At 34.8% G+C, this 17,448-nt stretch carries 17 protein-coding genes; 3 read left to right on the forward strand and 14 right to left on the reverse strand.

From position 1 onward, the window contains the following. The 11 genes from VB776_RS14045 to VB776_RS14095 all read right to left on the reverse strand — a co-directional run bounded on the left by VB776_RS14045 (position 1) and on the right by VB776_RS14095 (position 10,812). On the reverse strand, positions 1-720 hold the full coding sequence (locus VB776_RS14045; RefSeq protein WP_323697347.1) for a LytR/AlgR family response regulator transcription factor: 720 nt from the start codon (positions 718-720) through the stop codon (positions 1-3). A 110-nt stretch (positions 721-830) separates the two neighbouring features. Then, a complete protein-coding gene (serS, locus tag VB776_RS14050; RefSeq protein ID WP_323697348.1) occupies positions 831-2,102 on the reverse strand; it encodes a serine--tRNA ligase in 1,272 nt (423 codons plus the stop codon). A 161-nt stretch (positions 2,103-2,263) separates the two neighbouring features. After that, a complete protein-coding gene (locus VB776_RS14055) occupies positions 2,264-3,622 on the reverse strand; it encodes an aspartate kinase (protein ID WP_323697349.1) in 1,359 nt (452 codons plus the stop codon). Between the two features lie 11 nt (positions 3,623-3,633). Next, positions 3,634-4,041: a type II toxin-antitoxin system VapC family toxin gene (locus VB776_RS14060; RefSeq protein ID WP_323697350.1), complete on the reverse strand. Its 408-nt coding sequence runs from the start codon at positions 4,039-4,041 to the stop codon at positions 3,634-3,636. A 5-nt stretch (positions 4,042-4,046) separates the two neighbouring features. Further along, entirely contained in the window at positions 4,047-4,283 is a 237-nt protein-coding gene (locus VB776_RS14065) for a DUF2281 domain-containing protein (protein ID WP_323697351.1), read from the reverse strand. 69 nt (positions 4,284-4,352) lie between these two features. After that, complete coding sequence (gene ribH / locus VB776_RS14070) at positions 4,353-4,829, reverse strand: 6,7-dimethyl-8-ribityllumazine synthase (protein ID WP_323697352.1); 477 nt, start codon at positions 4,827-4,829, stop codon at positions 4,353-4,355. 112 nt (positions 4,830-4,941) lie between these two features. Next, positions 4,942-5,631, reverse strand: a complete 690-nt coding sequence (locus tag VB776_RS14075; protein ID WP_323697353.1) for a tetratricopeptide repeat protein — start codon at positions 5,629-5,631, stop codon at positions 4,942-4,944. Positions 5,632-5,895: 264 nt separating this feature from the next. After that, a complete protein-coding gene (locus tag VB776_RS14080) occupies positions 5,896-7,173 on the reverse strand; it encodes a murein hydrolase activator EnvC family protein (protein WP_323697354.1) in 1,278 nt (425 codons plus the stop codon). 15 nt (positions 7,174-7,188) lie between these two features. Continuing rightward, positions 7,189-8,043, reverse strand: a complete 855-nt coding sequence (locus VB776_RS14085) for a DUF4292 domain-containing protein (protein ID WP_323697355.1) — start codon at positions 8,041-8,043, stop codon at positions 7,189-7,191. A gap of 41 nt (positions 8,044-8,084) precedes the next feature. Beyond that, the gene (locus tag VB776_RS14090; RefSeq protein WP_323697356.1) at positions 8,085-9,821 is read right to left on the reverse strand and encodes a tetratricopeptide repeat protein; all 1,737 of its coding nucleotides are present in this window, start codon (positions 9,819-9,821) and stop codon (positions 8,085-8,087) included. A gap of 205 nt (positions 9,822-10,026) precedes the next feature. Then, positions 10,027-10,812, reverse strand: coding sequence for a copper homeostasis protein CutC (locus VB776_RS14095; RefSeq protein ID WP_323697357.1), 786 nt, complete (start codon positions 10,810-10,812; stop codon positions 10,027-10,029). A gap of 310 nt (positions 10,813-11,122) precedes the next feature. On the opposite strand from VB776_RS14095, the gene VB776_RS14100 reads away from it, so the two are divergent. From VB776_RS14100 to VB776_RS14110, 3 genes are all read left to right on the forward strand, one after another. Continuing rightward, positions 11,123-11,344, forward strand: coding sequence for a DUF2795 domain-containing protein (locus VB776_RS14100; protein WP_092018230.1), 222 nt, complete (start codon positions 11,123-11,125; stop codon positions 11,342-11,344). A 98-nt stretch (positions 11,345-11,442) separates the two neighbouring features. Continuing rightward, positions 11,443-12,900 carry a leucyl aminopeptidase family protein gene (locus VB776_RS14105; RefSeq protein WP_323697358.1) on the forward strand — a complete coding sequence of 486 codons (1,458 nt, stop codon included), beginning with the start codon at positions 11,443-11,445 and terminating at the stop codon, positions 12,898-12,900. Positions 12,901-12,977: 77 nt separating this feature from the next. Next, complete coding sequence (locus VB776_RS14110) at positions 12,978-14,192, forward strand: ATP-grasp domain-containing protein (RefSeq protein ID WP_323697359.1); 1,215 nt, start codon at positions 12,978-12,980, stop codon at positions 14,190-14,192. A 228-nt stretch (positions 14,193-14,420) separates the two neighbouring features. Here the strand turns inward: VB776_RS14110 and VB776_RS14115 are convergent, their stop codons facing one another. From VB776_RS14115 to VB776_RS14125, 3 genes are all read right to left on the reverse strand, one after another. Next, positions 14,421-15,323, reverse strand: coding sequence for a hypothetical protein (locus tag VB776_RS14115; protein WP_323697360.1), 903 nt, complete (start codon positions 15,321-15,323; stop codon positions 14,421-14,423). Positions 15,324-15,345: 22 nt separating this feature from the next. Then, positions 15,346-16,725 (reverse strand): gliding motility-associated protein GldE, encoded by a 1,380-nt coding sequence (gene gldE / locus VB776_RS14120; RefSeq protein ID WP_323697361.1) that lies wholly within the window; start codon positions 16,723-16,725, stop codon positions 15,346-15,348. 131 nt (positions 16,726-16,856) lie between these two features. Then, entirely contained in the window at positions 16,857-17,327 is a 471-nt protein-coding gene (locus VB776_RS14125; RefSeq protein WP_323697362.1) for a single-stranded DNA-binding protein, read from the reverse strand. Positions 17,328-17,448 lie beyond the last annotated feature (121 nt).

Here is a 17,448-nt window from a genome sequence, read left to right on the forward strand (position 1 = left end):
TTAATTAATAGGCTTAATCTTACTCATTAGTGTTTCTTTATAATTTTGACCCATCGGAATCATTACATTGTTTTTGAGTTCTATCAAACTGTTACTTCCATCAATGGCAGATATTTTGTCGATAGCGATGATATAAGATTTGTGTACTCTCATAAAACTTTGGGGAGGAAGAATTTCCACCATCTTTTTCATGGTAATGTGTGTGACAATTGGGCGGTCTGCATCAGTAATGATTTTGATATAATCTCTTAACCCTTCAACATAAATAATTTCATTGAAATTTACTTTTATCATCTTACTACCTTCTTTTACATACACCATAGTTTCTGAAGAAGTATGGCTTTCTTCATTGTTTGAAGAATAGTACAACCGTTGAACTTTTTCTACAGATTTTTTAAATCTATCGAATGAGATTGGCTTTTTGAGATAATCAATTACATCTAAATCATAGCTTTCTAAAGCATAATCTGCATGGGCTGTCATGATGATTACGTGTGGACTTGGTGAGAGCATCCTGATGAAATCTAGCCCAGATAAATGAGGCATTGAAATATCAGTAATGATTAAATCAACAGCTTGATGAGTTAAAAAATTGGAGGCTTCAATGGCGTTATCAAACACTTGAAGTAATTCTATCGACAAAATTCGTGATAAATAATTTCTAATGAGGTTTTGGGCAGGTTCTTCATCTTCAAGAACAATGCAACGGAGGGTTTTCATACGTTTAGGTTCAAGTAGATTAATTAAGGTAAGGGCTTATGTTAAAGATTTCTAGTCATGATTTATCGTCAATAATCATGACTAGAAAAGATAATGCGAAAAGTGTTTTGTTAAGCAATCTCTTCAAAACCACAATATGGAACGAGTACTTTTGGAATTTTGATACCTGTTTCAGTTTGATTGTTCTCAAGAATGGCTGCTAAAATACGTGGCAAAGCCAAAGCAGAGCCATTCAGCGTATGTAATAACTGAGATTTACCTTCGGTTTTCATTCTTAATTTTAAACGATTGGCTTGATAAGTCTCAAAATTTGAAACAGAACTTACTTCCAACCAACGACCTTGAGCGGCTGACCAAACTTCCATGTCATAAGTAAGGGCAGAAGTGAAACTCATATCACCGCCACACAAGCGTAATACTCTGTAAGGCAATTCTAATTTTTGAAGAATACTTTGTACGTGTAATGACATTTCCTCTAAAGCTGCGTAAGAATTCTCAGGCTTTTCGATACGGACAATCTCAATTTTATCGAACTGATGTAAACGATTCAAACCACGTACATGAGCTCCCCAAGAACCAGCTTCACGGCGGAAACAAGGCGTATAACCAGCATTTTTAATTGGTAAATCAGTTTCCTGTAAAATTACATCACGATACATGTTCGTGATGGGTACTTCTGCCGTTGGAATCAAAAATAAATCATCTTCGGTAGCGTGGTACATTTGTCCATCTTTATCAGGCAATTGTCCCGTTCCAAAACCAGATTCTTTATTGATTAAAATAGGAGGTTGAATTTCGGTATAACCTGCATTAATAGCTTCGTCTAAGAAAAAGTTAATCAAAGCACGTTGGATTCTTGCCCCTTTTCCTTTATAAACAGGAAATCCAGCCCCCGTAATTTTATTGCCTAATTCAAAATCTATGATGTCATATTTTTTTATTAAATCCCAATGCGGTTGAGCGTTTTCGGGTAAAGTAGGAATCACGCCATTCTCTAAAACAACCTCATTTTCCTCTGGTGTTTTTCCTGCTGGGACACTGCTATGAGGCAAGTTTGGTAATGTGACTAATACTTCATAAAGTTCAGTTTCTATATTTCTCAATACTTCTTCTAATTCTTTAGAACGAGTTTTCAAAGTACTCGTTTCGGCTTTAGCCACTTCGGCTTCTTCTTTTTTACCAGCTTTCATCAAACCACCAATCTCTTTGGCTAAGGCATTCGATTTGGCTAAAGTAGTATCTAACTCAACTTGTGTTTCACGACGTTTCTCGTCCAATGCTAATACTTTCTCAACGATTTCTTCTGCATCTTTGAAGTATTTGCGTTGTAAGCCTTCAATAGTAGTGGCTTTGTTTTCTTTAATTTGTTGTATTTGTAACATATTTTTTAGTCAAGTACTTTCTGAATATTTTTTAAATCTTCTGAATTGATGTGATTAATCTTGAGGGAAAAGTTTTATTCTTTTTGTTCCCACAAATATAAAAAAAATAGCCGTGCTGGAAACAGGTTTCACAACACGGCTATCAAGCGATGTTGTTATGATTAAGGAGCGGAGAAAATATCTTTCATCGCATCTTCATACAAAAAGCAACGTTCGTTCAAAGCATTCAAAGCCGCAGCTTTGTTTTTGCCATGAATCAATAAAGTAATATTATGCTCGGAAGCACCATAGCAAATCATTCTGATTGGAATGTTTTTCATAGCTTCTAATACTTTTAAGGCAATACCTTCTTTGTCGGCAGAGAAATTTCCAACGATACAAACGATAGTCTGGTCTTTATCGCATTCTTCTAAATCAGCAAATTGACGTAATTCTGCCATGATTTCTTCTAAATGTTCGTCGTTATCAATGGTTACAGAAACGGATACTTCCGATGTTGTAATCATATCTACTGGCGTTTTGTATTTTTCAAATACTTCAAATACTCTACGCAAGAAACCGTAAGCATTCAACATTCTGGTTGAGTGAATGTAGATTGCTGTCAAATTATCTTTGGCTGCAATAGCTTTAATTTCACGGTCAGATGTTTTGTCGGCAATTAAAGTACCATAAGCGGCTGGTTCCATGGTGTTTTTCAAACGTACAGGAACGCCTTTCATTTTGGCAGGAGTAATAGTACTTGGATGTAAAATTTTTGCACCGAAATATGCTAATTCTGCTGCTTCTTCAAAAGTCAACTCACGGATTGGGAACGTTTTCTTCACAATACGTGGGTCGTTGTTGTGCATTCCGTCGATGTCTGTCCAGATTTGTACTTCTTCAGCAACGATTGCACCGCCAATCAATGACGCTGTATAATCAGAACCACCACGTTTTAAGTTATCTACTTCGCCACGAGGGTTTCTACAAATAAATCCTTGTGTAATAAAGATTTGTTTATCTGTTAACTGTCCAAGAATTGATCCTAATTTCTCCTCTGTAAATTTCAAAACTGGCTCATTGTCTGCATCTATCAACATAAAGTCTAAAGCAGGCAATAATGCAGCACTAACACCTTCTTCACGCAAGTAAGCTTCAAACATTTGCGTAGAAAGTAATTCTCCTTCTGCTACAATTTCCTTTTCTTGTTTTACTGAAAATAGTTTGATATTTACTAAAGAACGAATGAAAGAAAACTCCTTTTCAATAATTGCTTTTCCTTCTGCGTAGCCAGCTTCTGTACTATAAAGCTCCTTGATAAAAGATTCGTAGTGAGCATACAACTCATTGATTTTCTGAGTTGCTTCTGCATCATTATTAGCTTTTAGGGATTCTCCAATAGAAATCAAAGCGTTTGTAGTACCCGAAAGGGCAGACAAAACGACAATTTTACGATTACCATCTTCAGTAATCAAATTTTTAATTGAGTGCATTCGCTCGGGCTTCCCAACGGAAGTTCCCCCAAATTTCCATACTTGCATTGTATTGTTAATTAATGATTATCAATGATTTGTATTTGAGATTGATAGTATTTAAATTTTTCGTCGGCTGAAATTAATGTGATTCCTTCTTGAAAAACTGTTGCTATGAGTAATCTATCAAAAGGGTCTCTATGGTCAGCTACCAGTTCAATAGTATTATAAGTATTAATATGTTCGTTCTTAATTGGTAAAATTTTAAAATCTACCAACTCAATTTTTTCTACAAGTTCATTGATTGAAATATCGAAATTGGGTAGTTTATTCAAACGTTGTTTAATGGCAATTTCAAAAAGACTTACTTGTGAGACAAATATTTGATTGTCAGTATCTTTAAGAAGCATCACTATTTTTTCAGAAAGTTTAGGATTCTCTAAAATTGCCCAAATAAAAATATGCGTATCAATTAGATATGTTTTCATAGTAATTAATACATATATTCTTTTAAATCATCCAAAGGCTCATCAAAATCATCAGGGATTGATAGCTTTCCCTTCAAAATACCAAGTTTTCTTTCTTTCTTTTTTGTAGGTAATGGCGTTTCGTCTACCAAAACAATCACTCTAACAGATTGATTTGCTTTGAGCTGTGAACGAAGATTACTCGGAATATCAATATGATGATTATCCGTAAGAATGGTCGGAAATTCGATGGCTTGTAGCATAACGTTATTGTTAAAATGTGCTAAATTCCTCTGACAATTTAATATTCCTTTATCTTTTCCTTCTCTTCTCTAAAACCCCAACATTTTCACCGCTGTAATAGCCGCTTCGTCACCTTTATTTCCGTGGATTCCTCCTGCACGGTCGAGGGCTTGTTGTTCTGTATTTGGAGTAAGTACACCAAAGATAACAGGTTTGTCGTATTTTAAACTAACTGTGGTAAGTCCTTGAGCTACAGCATTATTGATATAATCATTATGCTTTGTTTCTCCTTGAATTACGCAACCGATACAAATTACTGCATCAATGTCTGATTTTTGAGCCATCTTTTGTGCGGCAAATGTCAATTCATAACTACCCGGAACGTTTACTCGGATAATATTTTCTTCTTTTGCTCCGTAGGCTAAAAGTGTTTTGTGCGCTCCTGCCGCTAGTGCATTTGTTACTTCTTCGTTCCACTCTGCTACTACCATTGCAAATTTCTTGTTGCTTACATCTGGTAAATTTTCAGTGGAGAAAATACTTAAATTTTTATGTGCTGAAGACATGATTTATACGGGCTTTAGGCTATAAGCTTTAGCTTATGGACAAATTGTACAAAAAAAGGGATAAGAACTTTATGCTCTTATCCCTTCTGTATCAATATATTGATTGATTTTCTTATTCAGAGACAGAGCCTTCTAACACCGCTTTATATTTCTTAGCGTTGATGGATTCAGATGACTCTGCATATTTTTCTACGATTTCTGTATAAACAGCCAACGCTTCTTTTTCTTCTTTGTTTGCTTCGTAAGCAGCAGCCAACTTCATTAAATAAGTAGGCGTAAAGAATTTATTAGCTTTGTATTCAGCTGCTTTTTTGTAATAATCAATAGCATCGCTGTATGCTTTTTTCTCTGTATAAGCATCTCCGATTAAAGAATAAGCACGAGCTTGAACCAATAAATCTGAACTACTGAAAGATTTTAATTGCTCAATTGCTGCATCGTATTTACCTTCTTTCAAGTTAGCAACACCTGCATAAAAGCTTGCTAAGTTTCCAGCATTTCCACCGAAATCTTCTGCTACTTTCGTTAATTCTTTAGCGGCTACTTTATTTGAATCTGCTTCAAATTGATAAACTGCATTGAATAATTTTGCTTGGCCTTCCTCATCTTGAGTAGTTTCATAATATTTATAGCCAAAGTAACCTAATACTACTACGACTAATACACCAGCAACACCTGCAAATAATCCTTTATTGCTATCTACAACGTGTTGTACTTTATCAAGATCGTTTCCTAACTCAGTTTTCAATCCTTCTGCACTTTCCAAAAACTCGAGGGGTGTTTTTTCGTCTTTCTTTGTCATTGTTGGTTTTTATCTTTATTTGTTGTTGGTTATTTGTCTTTGTATAATGGATTGATAATGAGTTTACAAAGCAAATAACTAATCATTTTTTACTAGCTTCAAAATCGGATTGCAAAATTAGGAAATCTCTTGGAACTTTAAAGGTTTTTGTTTAATCTTTTCAAGGCTAATTTCAAAACTAACTAAAATAATGGGAATTAATGAATTATTTGCCTAAGTTTTTCACGAAAACGCTATCATTCCATTGAGTTGTGGTGTTGAAAACTATTTTTGTCGAAGCCAATTTTCTGGGTTTTGTTTGTCGAATGTTTTCCAAACTTGAAAATTTAATTCAGAAGTTCCGTCTGTATCCGAAGCTACTTCTCCAACTTTTTGTCCAGCTTGTACTCTTTGTCCGTTTCTTACCGAAACATTTGAAAGTTTACTGTAAATGGTAAAATAGTCGCCATGCTGAATAGCAACTACCATATAAGTACCAGGAATTGAAACCACTGATTGCACTACACCATCATAAACTACTCTTACATCATTTCCTGCACTTGTCTGAATATCAATACCATTATTGTTGGTTTTTACTCCTTTTAAAACTGGATGATTATGCACACCAAAACGACTAGCAATAAAACCAGAATTAACTGGCCAAGGCATTCTGCCACGCAAGGCTGAAAAGGAACTTGCCAATCTTGTTTCTTCAACATTCATGGCAATGGCTTGTCTGTTTGAAGTAACTTTTTTGTTATTTTGACTACGCTTATTTGCCAATAATTCACGCTCTTGCGAACGTTTAATTTCACGTTCTACAATTTTGGCTATCATTGCTTCCAAACGTTCTACTACTTTTTTATTGGCTTCTAGTTGGGCTCTTAATTTTTTCTCTTTCTGGCTTAATTCTGTTACAACTTCTGTTTGTTTGCCTTTCAATACTTGTAGGTTTTGTGTTTCTGTGATTTTTTCACGCAAAACAGCATCTTGCTCTTGTTTTTTTTGTAAAATCTTTACTTGTTCTGTCAATAATTCAGAGCGTACTTGTTGAATTAAAAGTGCTTGTTTTTCACGAGCGGAAGAGTATTGTTGAAGATATTTATAACGACGAATTAATTGATTAAAATTACTTGAAGAAAATAAAAAACTAAGCTTATTTACTTTATTACTGGTTTTTGCGGCGGTAAAAACCATTTTGGCATATTCTGCTTTCAGCTTTTCAAGGTTGCCAGAAAGTTCTCCTGTTGCTTTTTTTAGCTCTTCGGCTTCGTTTTGAAGTAATTGTTGATTCTCAGAAATAATGTCAATTTGTTTGGCTTGCTTATCAATTCTTTCGCCTAATGCGTTGAGTTTGCCTACGCTTGCTTCTTTTTTTTGTTCAGTCTTTTCAATGATTTTATTGATTTCCTGAATTTTTTGCAAGTTCTCTCGCTTTGCCGCTTCTAATTTTTTCTTTTTATCCTGAGCAGTCGATAAGTTCGGAACGAAATACAACAAAACAAGAAGCAGTCCTGAAACGAATTTCAGGGCTGCTTGATGTTGCTTGATATGTAAATTCAACTTTTTGATAAAAGATTAATTTTTATTTAATAGTTTTTCAGGTACTCTGAAAGGAAATTCCAACGGAGTATCTAATAATTCAACCTTGGTATGTTTAATGTTTACAAGGGTTTGATACATTTTTTGATCTTCTTTCGATTGATAATCTAAAGTAATTAAACTTGACTGTGGAAACAAAAATTGATTTAAGGTTGTGAAGTCATCAAAGTCTAAAGTTAATTTATTACTTGTATCTTCCTGAGTAAGTAGGATTTTTTTTAGCTTTTTATTTTCACCAATGTAATTATCAATCAATACTTTGTTTTCTTGTTGTTTCAATAAGTAGTACTCATTGCTACGAGTTACTCTTGATTTATTCTTTTTGAAAGGTCGATTTCCCACCACCAAAGCTTGAAGAATATCATAATTTACATTGAAATTGAATTTTTCTGCAAAGCTCGAATAGGAATATTCCTTGTATTCGCCATGATATTTATCGTACAGTTTTACCAAACTATCGTTGAAAAGTGCCGTAGCTACAGTAATGCCAAATGCCGAAACATTCATCCAAATTAAACTGTCTTTACGCATTCTGATATCAACAGTAAAACTTTGATTATCTTTTGCCGATTTGTACGAAACCTTTGCTTTTGCCTTTAAATACTTGAAGTCAATTTCATCAACTTTTACTTTCTCTTCGTCTGTCGTTTCTGTAGCTACAACTTCTGGCGTAATTACAGGTTGTGTAACGAGCGAATCATTGGCAGGTTTAGATTCTGCTAATTTTAGCGAATCTATGATTTGAGTATCGGAAGTTTTACTGATATGCTGACGTTTACAAGAAGCAATAAAAAATGTAAACGCTAAAAGAATTAATGAGTAATGTTTCATATTTTAAGATTATGTAATTAATAGCTTGATGATTAAAATCTTTATTCTATTAATTTCATTTCTGCAATTTTTTTATCGATTAAAGTACTGGTTGAACCAATGGTTTTTGCTTTTTTCCATTGTTCTACCGCTTTTTCTTTTTCGCCTAATTGAAAAAGGACATCTCCATAATGTTCTATAATCGTGCCACTATTACTTTTATTTTGAACTATGGCTCTTTCTAAATAAATACGAGCTTTGTTGTAATCTTTCATTACATAAAGTACCCAGGCATAAGTATCCAGATAAGTACCATTTTCGGGATGTTTTTCCACAAGTCTAGCACCCATTTCTGCTGCTAATTCCATTTTTTCTTTTCTCAAGGATAGAAAATAAGTATAATTATTCAACACGTGGTCATTATTTGGGTCAACTTTTAGAGCAGCTTCGTAGGCTTCATCAGATTTTTGATACTTACTTAAACTATTATAAGTATCGCCCAAAAGTGCGTTGATGTGTTGAACCAACTCTGAACCTTCAGGCGTGAGCCGTCTAGCTTCTTCTAATGATTCTGCGGCTTTGTTATGGTTTCTTTTTTGATAATATGCCGAGCCATTCAAATACCAAAATGCGGCTTGGTTCGGAAATACTTCAATCGCTTCTTCGCTGTGAACGATGGCACTGTCGATTTGTCTTAATTTAAAATCAATATTGATGATGTTTCCCCACACTTCGTTGATAGATTTATCTAATCTTGCCGCTTTCACATATTCATCTCTTGCTGATTTTTCATCACCTTTTTGGAAAAGTAAATCGCCATAAATCGCATGGGATTTTGGATCTTGGGGATTGGTCTTCACCAAGATTTTTACTAAATTGAACGCAGTTTCTTTTGATTTTTCATCTTTCGCCGTGTTCATATAACCAATCAAAATACGAGCTTTCGTCGTAACATCAAGGCTAGCATCTGCAAAAGCTAATGCTAATTCACGATTACATTTTTCAATTTCCCCTTTTTCCTGATACAATTGTGCCAGCATAATATGTGCCTGTGCATTTTCAGGATTCATTGTTAATATTTTCTCAAGATATGGAATTGCTTGGTCGTTGCGTTTGTTCGACATCAACAATTCTGCTTGGTCGATGTTATAATCAATTTCTTCGGGGTCTGAAGCAATGAGTTTTTCACCTTCTTTGATGGCTTCTTCTACCTTGCCCATTTTTACCAAAACCATTTGTTTTTGGCGAGTAATTTCTTCGTTGATACCAATGATTTTCTCTGCACGATTATACGATTTTATCGCTTCGTCTAAACGACTGTCAAAAATATAAACAGCAGCTTGTGCTACATAAAATTCAGATTTTGAAGGATTCAACGCAATTAAACTTTGGTAAATTTTGGCTGCATCACTATACTTTTGTTTTCTAACATACAAATCTGCCAACAATTCTCCATAAGTTTCGTTCTCTGCATTTTGCTGAAAAGCTTTTTCTGCATAGATAATGGCTTTGCTTTCGTCTTTTAATTTTAAATAATTGTTCGACATAGCATATAAAATACCACTATTATCGGGAACGATGGCCAAAGCTTTTTCGTAAGCTTCAATAGCTTTGTCATAATCTTCCATCATATAAAATTTCATTCCTTCCGTAAAAAACGATTCGGCTTCAAGCAATTGTGCCTGTGATGTTTCTTCTTTTTTCTTTGAAGATTCACGTTTTTGAGCATACGAAAGCTGCGCAATTACTAAAAAAGTAACGAGCAAAGAAGTAATATATCGAAGATTGAAATTCATCATTAAATATGTAGCATATTGAAGAAATAAAATACTGATAATTTTTTTTGGCTATATCAGCGATTTTATTTCTTCAAAGTTAAGTAAAATCTGTTTATCCGTTGTTGAATAATATTGTATCAAGCCTAAAACGAATATATTTATCATTAGGTATATCGAAAAGAAATACTTCTTTTTGTTTTTTCAAGAAATATAAATTGAGGATTCTTTATTCTTTTGGCTGAAAAGCTTGGTCAAGTAATTGTACAACTGCTTGTATTTTTTGACTATCCGAATAAGCGATTTCATATTCTGGTACTGCTGGCAAACCGCCCATGACAATACCTTCTTTTCGGTAAATCATGGCAGAATCTCTGGTTGATTTTCCTGTTAAATGAATGGCATCAACGCCAGTTTGGGCTATTGTTAGAGCATTTTTTAAGTTTACGCCACTTCCCACCATAATTTGGATTCTGCCATTGGCTTGTTTAACTAAATTAGTAATTTCTTCGATGCCGTCGATGGCAACATTTTTTTGTCCAGAAGTTAAAATTCTAGAACAACCCGCTTCAATAATGGCTTCTAATGCTTCTGCATAATTGGGGGTCATATCAATGGCTCTGTGGAAAGTTACTTGCAAAGGTGCTGCTAGTTTTACTAATTCAGCGGTTTGTTGAATATTTACTTTGCCGTCTGTTTGTAAAATTCCTAAGACGATGCCAGCACAACCGAGTGTTTTCATTGAAAGAATATCGGCTTTCATTACTTCAATTTCTTCGTCACTGTAGCAAAAATCTCCACCACGTGGGCGAATCATAGCGTGTACTTCTATGTTTACTTTTTGTGTAACCATTTTCACTAAACCAGCCGATGGAGTAGTGCCGCCTTCAAACATTGAACTACAAAGTTCTATTCTGTTGGCTTGGGCTTTTTCGGCTGCTACACACGATTCAAAAGAATAAGCGCATACTTCTACAAGTGGTTTTTTAGATAAAGTAAGGTTGTGGTACTTCATGGTAATAAATTTAATGTTTATTTAATCTCTTAAATCAAGATTAAGTATTTTGTTGAATTTCAGGATAATAAATGATTTTGGGTACAAAATTGTAAATAATTATAGCTTTAAGTGTACTTTTTTCAAATAAATTTAGTTAATTCAACACAAGATTTTCCAGAAAAAAGTTTTTCGTAAATAAAAAACGCATACTTTTGCAATCCTGAGAAAAAAGGGAATGAAAAATGCTAAAAAGTAAGCTGGTAAGTATCTTATTTTCAGGATTTTATTTTTTGAAATTAGTAATTAATTGTAATCAAATTCATATAATATGTACTGGACACTTGAATTAGCATCCTACCTAGAAGATGCTCCATGGCCTGCCACGAAAGATGAACTAATCGATTTCGCTATCCGTACTGGATCGCCACTTGAAGTAGTTGAAAATTTGCAAGAATTGGAAGACGACGGTCAACCTTATGAAAGCATCGAAGAAATCTGGCCAGATTATCCTACTAAAGATGATTTCTTCTTTAACGAAGATGAATATTAGCATTGGATATTAAAATGTATCACGAAGTGCCACCTGTTGAGGGTGGCACTTTTTGTTGATACCTAATTTCATTTCACCATTCATAACTGAATATTAACATGAATAATATTAAAGTTAAACTCGTTGCTCAATTCCAACCAGACCATAAAGCGATTATTTTGCCAATACTTCAATCCGAAGAAATACTGGATGAATTAGCACAAATTGCTGAAATGTTTGGAGTTGATGCTCTTTTACTTCAAGCTGATTTTAAGGCGGATTTGAAGGAAATACATTCATTCTATTCGTCTCAGAACCAAAAAGTTATTTTGTTGGGTTTGGGCAAAAAAGCTAATTCTTCAGAAGTTATTCGTGCTTTCAGAACTTTGATTCATCAACACAAAAGCAAATTACCGAACGAAATAACGATTGATGCACGAAAGCTTCCTGAAACTTGGATTGAGTTTATCGTAAACGGATGTTTTTTGGGTACTTATGATTTACGTTTGTATAAAACTGATGAAAAAGCAAGTATTCCACTTTTGGGAAATGATGGTGCTTTGAATATTCTTGCTGAATCGGAAAATGCAGTAGCTTTCATTGAAAAAGGAAAAGCCATTGCCGAAACCCAAATGCAGATTTTTGATTTGATGAATGCTCCAGCAAACAAAAAATCTCCACATACTTTAGCAAAATGGGCTGTGGCTTCTGGCGAAAAGTACAATTATTCGGTAAAAGTTTTGGAAAAACAACAGTTGAATAGCCAGAAATTGAATGCACTTTTGGCTGTTGGACAAGGTAGCGAACATGCTCCGATGTTGATTATTATGGAATATCGTTCGCCCAAAGCTAAACAAACTGTTGGCTTGGTTGGTAAAGGAGTAACTTTTGATACGGGTGGTATTTCGATAAAATCTTCTACGAACATGCACTTGATGAAGTCGGATATGGGCGGAGCTGCCGCTGTTTTTGGTGCGATTGAATTAGCCGCAAAACTTGAATTGCCTGTACATTTAGTTGGAATTGTGCCTGCTTGCGAAAATGCTGTAGATGGAAAATCATTCAAGCCAAGTGATGTAATTAATTCTTATTCAGGAAAAACGATAGAAATTATTGATACTGATGCTGAAGGAAGGTTGATTTTAGCTGATGGATTAAGTTACTTGACTCGCAATTTCAAGGTTGATACCATCATTGATTTAGCCACTTTAACAGGAAGTTGTGTGGCTACTTTGGGCTATCATGCCGCAGGAATGTTTACCAATAATGATGAATTGGCTGATACTTTAACCGAAGCTGCAAACCAAACTGGTGAACGACTTTGGCGTTTACCTTTGTGGGATGTCTATAAAGAAGATATTTCGTCGGATATTGCTGATGTGCGTAATTACTCTGGCAAACCAATGGCTGGTGCTATTTCTGCGGCAAAATTTTTAGAAGTATTTACAGATAACCACCCCAATTGGGCTCATTTGGATATTGCAGGAACAGCCTTTGGCGATACAGATTTTGCGTCACAAAGAGCTGGGACGGCTTTTGGAGTAAGGTTGTTGGTTGATTTTTTAATGAAAATATAGTGCATGGTTTCTTGGCTTAATCCTTAGATTTTATTAATTTTAGTTAATTCCGAAATCTATTTAAATCCTAAAAAACTATGTCTTCAACGCTTTCTTTTCTTTGTATTTCAACTTATTTTAAAGGGAATGAGTTTTTGAGAGCCTGCAAGCAAGCAGGAAATAAGGTGTATTTACTGACCAATAAAAAGCTAGAGTATAAACCTTGGGTAAGAGAATTTATTGATGAAATATTTTATGTAGAAGAAAAAGCGGATGGTTCTATTGATATGAATGAAATTATTTTAGGTTTAGCCTATATGATGCGTTCAAGGAAAGTTGATAGAATTGTAGCTTTGGATGATTTTGATGTTGAAAAAGCAGCTCATCTTCGTGAACATTTTCGAATTCCGGGAATGGGGCAAACTACAGGGAGACATTTTAGAGATAAATTGGCAATGCGAATGAAAGCTCAAGAAGCTGGAATAAAAGTACCAATGTTTTCCAGCTTGTTTAACGATAATGACATCTTTGAATTTACCCAAAAAGTACAATATCCTTGTGTTGTTAAACCTCGTTCGGAAGCTTCCGCAACGGGTATTCGGAAAGTATATAATTCGGGGCAATTGTGGGAAGTAGTTCATTATTTGGGTGACCGCCGACACGAATATTTGGTAGAACAATTTAAACCGGGCGATGTTTTTCATGTTGATTCACTTTCATTAAATGGTGAATTTATATTTTCTCGCTCAAGTCAATATTTATCAACACCGATGGAAGTAGCACATGGCGGTGGCATTTTTCGCTCTGTGACAGTTCCTATCGGTTCTGCTCTTGATGTTGAACTTCAAGAAGTAAATGCACAAGTAATGAAAGCTTTTGGCATGAATTACTCTGCCACACATTCTGAATTCATCAAAGACCATGAAACGGGCGAAATAATTTTTTTAGAAACGGCATCCAGAGTAGGAGGGGCAAATTTAGCTGAAATGGTTGAAGCTTCTTCTGGAATTAATTTGTGGAGAGAATGGGCAAATATAGAAACGGCTGTTGCGAAAAATGAAGAGTATGTTTTGCCAACTTTTGAAAATCTTTACTCAGGCATTATTATTTCTTTAACTAGACAACAATACCCAAATTTAGCCGATTTTGATGTGCCAGAAATTTGTTGGCGAATGAATGAAGAATATCATATTGGAATGGTTGTTAAATCTGAAAGTCGTGAAAGAGTGATTGAGATTTTAGATGATTTCGCTCAAAAAATTTATCAAAATTTTCATGCTTCGGCTCCTGTTCCCAATAGACCAGCACATTAGAAAACATGAGTTATCTCGAATTTTAAAATCATAAAAAAGTGGTCAAGACTAATTTTGACCACTTTTTTATGATTGATAGACAACGAATTCCTACTGTTTGAGCGGAGCGAGTTTAGGAATTCTTGATTTTTTTGTTACTTTTTGTATCAAGACAAAAAGTAAGGACGAGAATAATCTCCAAAACTCATAAATTCCCTATTCCAAAAGAAAATTAGGGATGACTCATGTTTATTTTCTTTTACTTTGATACAAATGCACTGGAATTTTATTGTCGCTTTCTTCGCTAATAGTATAAAAGCTTGAGCCATCGCTACTAAAGCAAATGCCTTCTCCTTGTGGTTCTGCAACATAAGGTAACACGCTTGCAGCACGCTTCAACGCTGTAGGAATACTCTCGTTACTTTGGCGTCGCCAGTGAAAAACTTGCAGATAATTTTTGATGAGTATTTCCTGATTATCCGAAGAAATACTTCCATCAGTAATATAAAATGCTTGATTCGTTCCTAATGAAAATGATACTTCTTCCACAAATTCAGCCGTCATCGTTTGGGTAAAAGACTGTGGATAAGCAAGTCTGTAAAGTCGCTGATTTTTTTCTCGTTTACTCAAAATATAAATATCCTTACTTTGTTGGTCAATCAGCATGCACTCTGCATCTTTAGCTCCGTCAGGATATTTAAAAGTAATTTTTTGAACATTACTTAAAGTATTCACTGCTTGGGTACTTCCTGTAATTGTTGGTTCGGCTACACGATAAATGGCATAATCTTCATATTGAGCATTATTGTCGCCAATTTCGCCAATGTATAAGTATGAACCTTCTGGAAAAGTAGCGATTGCCATTGCTTCCCAATCACGATTTATCGTACCTTCTAAATGGAACTGAAATAAGCCTTTTCCATTTTTATCAATCAAAAAAATCCTGTTTTCGTCACCGCTGTCGTTATGTGTCCAGAGATAATCTTTATTTTTCTGACTAGCAATTAACCCAGAAGCTTCGTCGATTGCTTTATTTTCGAGTAAACCTGCATCTGTTGGATTGTCGAAATCATCACTAAGGCTTGGTGTTGGATTGGGCTTTTTTTCACAAGAAAACAAAGCCATTAAAAGTAGAATAAGAAGCTTTTTCATATTGAGATTGATGTTGAAAAGCCTATTCACTTTCCTTTGGTGGCGTATTGGTATTGACTTCTTCCTCTATTTTGGGTGTTACTTTTACTTTTTTGATTCTACGAGTATCGACAGAAGAAATTCTGAATTTATATTTTTCGTATTCAATTTCTTCGCCAGCATGTGGTAATCTCGTGAAAAGTTCAATTAAAAGTCCCGCAAGCGATTCGCTGTCTTCTCTGGCTTTATCAAAATAATCGTTATCAAGCCCTAAAGCACGGCATACATCATTTAAAGAAACTTTTCCTTCAAATTCAAAAGAACCATCGCTAAGTTTAACATAACCTAAATCTTCCACATCCGATTCATCATGAATATCACCTACAATTTCTTCGATAATATCCTCCATTGTCACGATTCCTTCGGTTTCTCCATATTCATTCACGACAACTGCCATGTGAACTCTTTTCTCTTGAAAATCGTACAGTAAATCATCAATTTTTTTACTTTCAGGAATGAAAAAAGTTTGATGTAACAAATCTTGCCATTTAAAATGTTCGTCTTTTTCAAGATGAGGCAAAAGGTCTTTGATGTACAAAATACCTTCAATTTTATCAATGGTTTCTTTGTAAACGGGTACTCTCGAATAACCAGATTTATTGATTTTATCCATTAATTCATGGAAATCAAAAGCTATATCAAAAGCGGTAATATCTCTTCTTGAACGCATTACACTTTTTGCGGAAGTACTTCCAAAGTTTACAATGCCCTTTAAAATGTCTTTTTCTTGTTCTGATGTGTCTTTGCCCGTGGTAATTTCTAGGGCATGATTTAGCTCGTCGGCAGTAATTGTGTAACCTTTTCTTTCAACTCTTTTTTCGATTATATTACTGATTCCTAATAAAAGTGAAGAAAGGGGTTGAAAAACGATAGTAGCAATTTCTAATAATGGAGCGGTGATTTTAGCAAAACGAAGGTTGTTTTGTTGCGCCCATACTTTGGGAATGAGTTCTCCAAAAAATGTAATAATAAATGTAACACCTACTAAAAGGACTAATGTTGCTACCAATCCTTCCTTTTGTTCTTCTCCGACTACTTGTTCGGTTACATAAGTAGAAATGGTAATAAAGGTAATGTTTACTAAATTGATGGAAATCAATAAAGTAGCAAGAAGCAACTGTGGTTTGTCTAGTAATTTAGAGATTTTTCTTTCTGTTCCACTGTCGCTATCACGGCAAGCAGCACGTTCTTCGGCAGATAATGAAAAGAATGCAACTTCAGAGCCAGCTAATAAAGCTGATAAAATTAATAAGCCTAATAGAATCAAGGCATTGATTCCATAAACGCTATAAGAAGAGGTGCTTTCAACTTGGGCTAAAAGCACCAAAATCGGGTGAGGTTCGTCGGATAATCGGGTTTCCAAAATATAATGGGTTTTAGTTGCTAGTGATTAAATTTGAATGATTGGTAATTAAGTGTTTTCAGGCTATCTTTTTGATAGTGTTGAATGAAAAATATTAATTACCAATCTCTAATCACCAAATAACTTATAATTTAAAATGGTAAGTCATCACTGTCGTCACCACCAGCATTGTTATTGAATTCAGGCACTGGTGCTGCCGTTTTTACTGGTGCTGGACGTTGCTGTTGCGCTGGCATTGCCGAACCACCTTCTGCACTTCCTTCATTACTTGCTCTACCGCCAACCAAGGTCATTGAAGTACCTCTAATTTTAACAGCCTTTCTAACAATATTATCTTTATCTGTATATTCCTCTGTACGAATTTTGCCTTCTACATACACGGAATCTCCCTTATGAAGATATTGTTCAGCGATGTTAGCCAAATTGTCCCAAAGTTCAATTCTATGCCATTCTGTTTGTTCTACTCTTTGACCATCCTTGTTATTGTATGCCTCAGAGGTTGCAATGCTAAAAGTTGTCACTTTTGAGCCACTCGGTAGGGATCTTACTTCTGGGTCAGATCCCAATCTTCCTAAAAGAATTACTTTGTTTACGCCAGCCATTTTTGTTTGTTTTTAAAAGTTTGAGAACCTATGTGAATTTAATGAAAAACTTACAACTTACCAATTTATACCAAGGGCTAATACTAAGATTTAGCTTTTACCAAGTAAAAAAAGTTCATTC

The sequence above is a fragment of the Arcicella gelida genome (genome assembly GCF_034931025.1).
In the GTDB taxonomy this organism is placed as follows: Bacteria; Bacteroidota; Bacteroidia; order Cytophagales; family Spirosomataceae; genus Arcicella; species Arcicella gelida.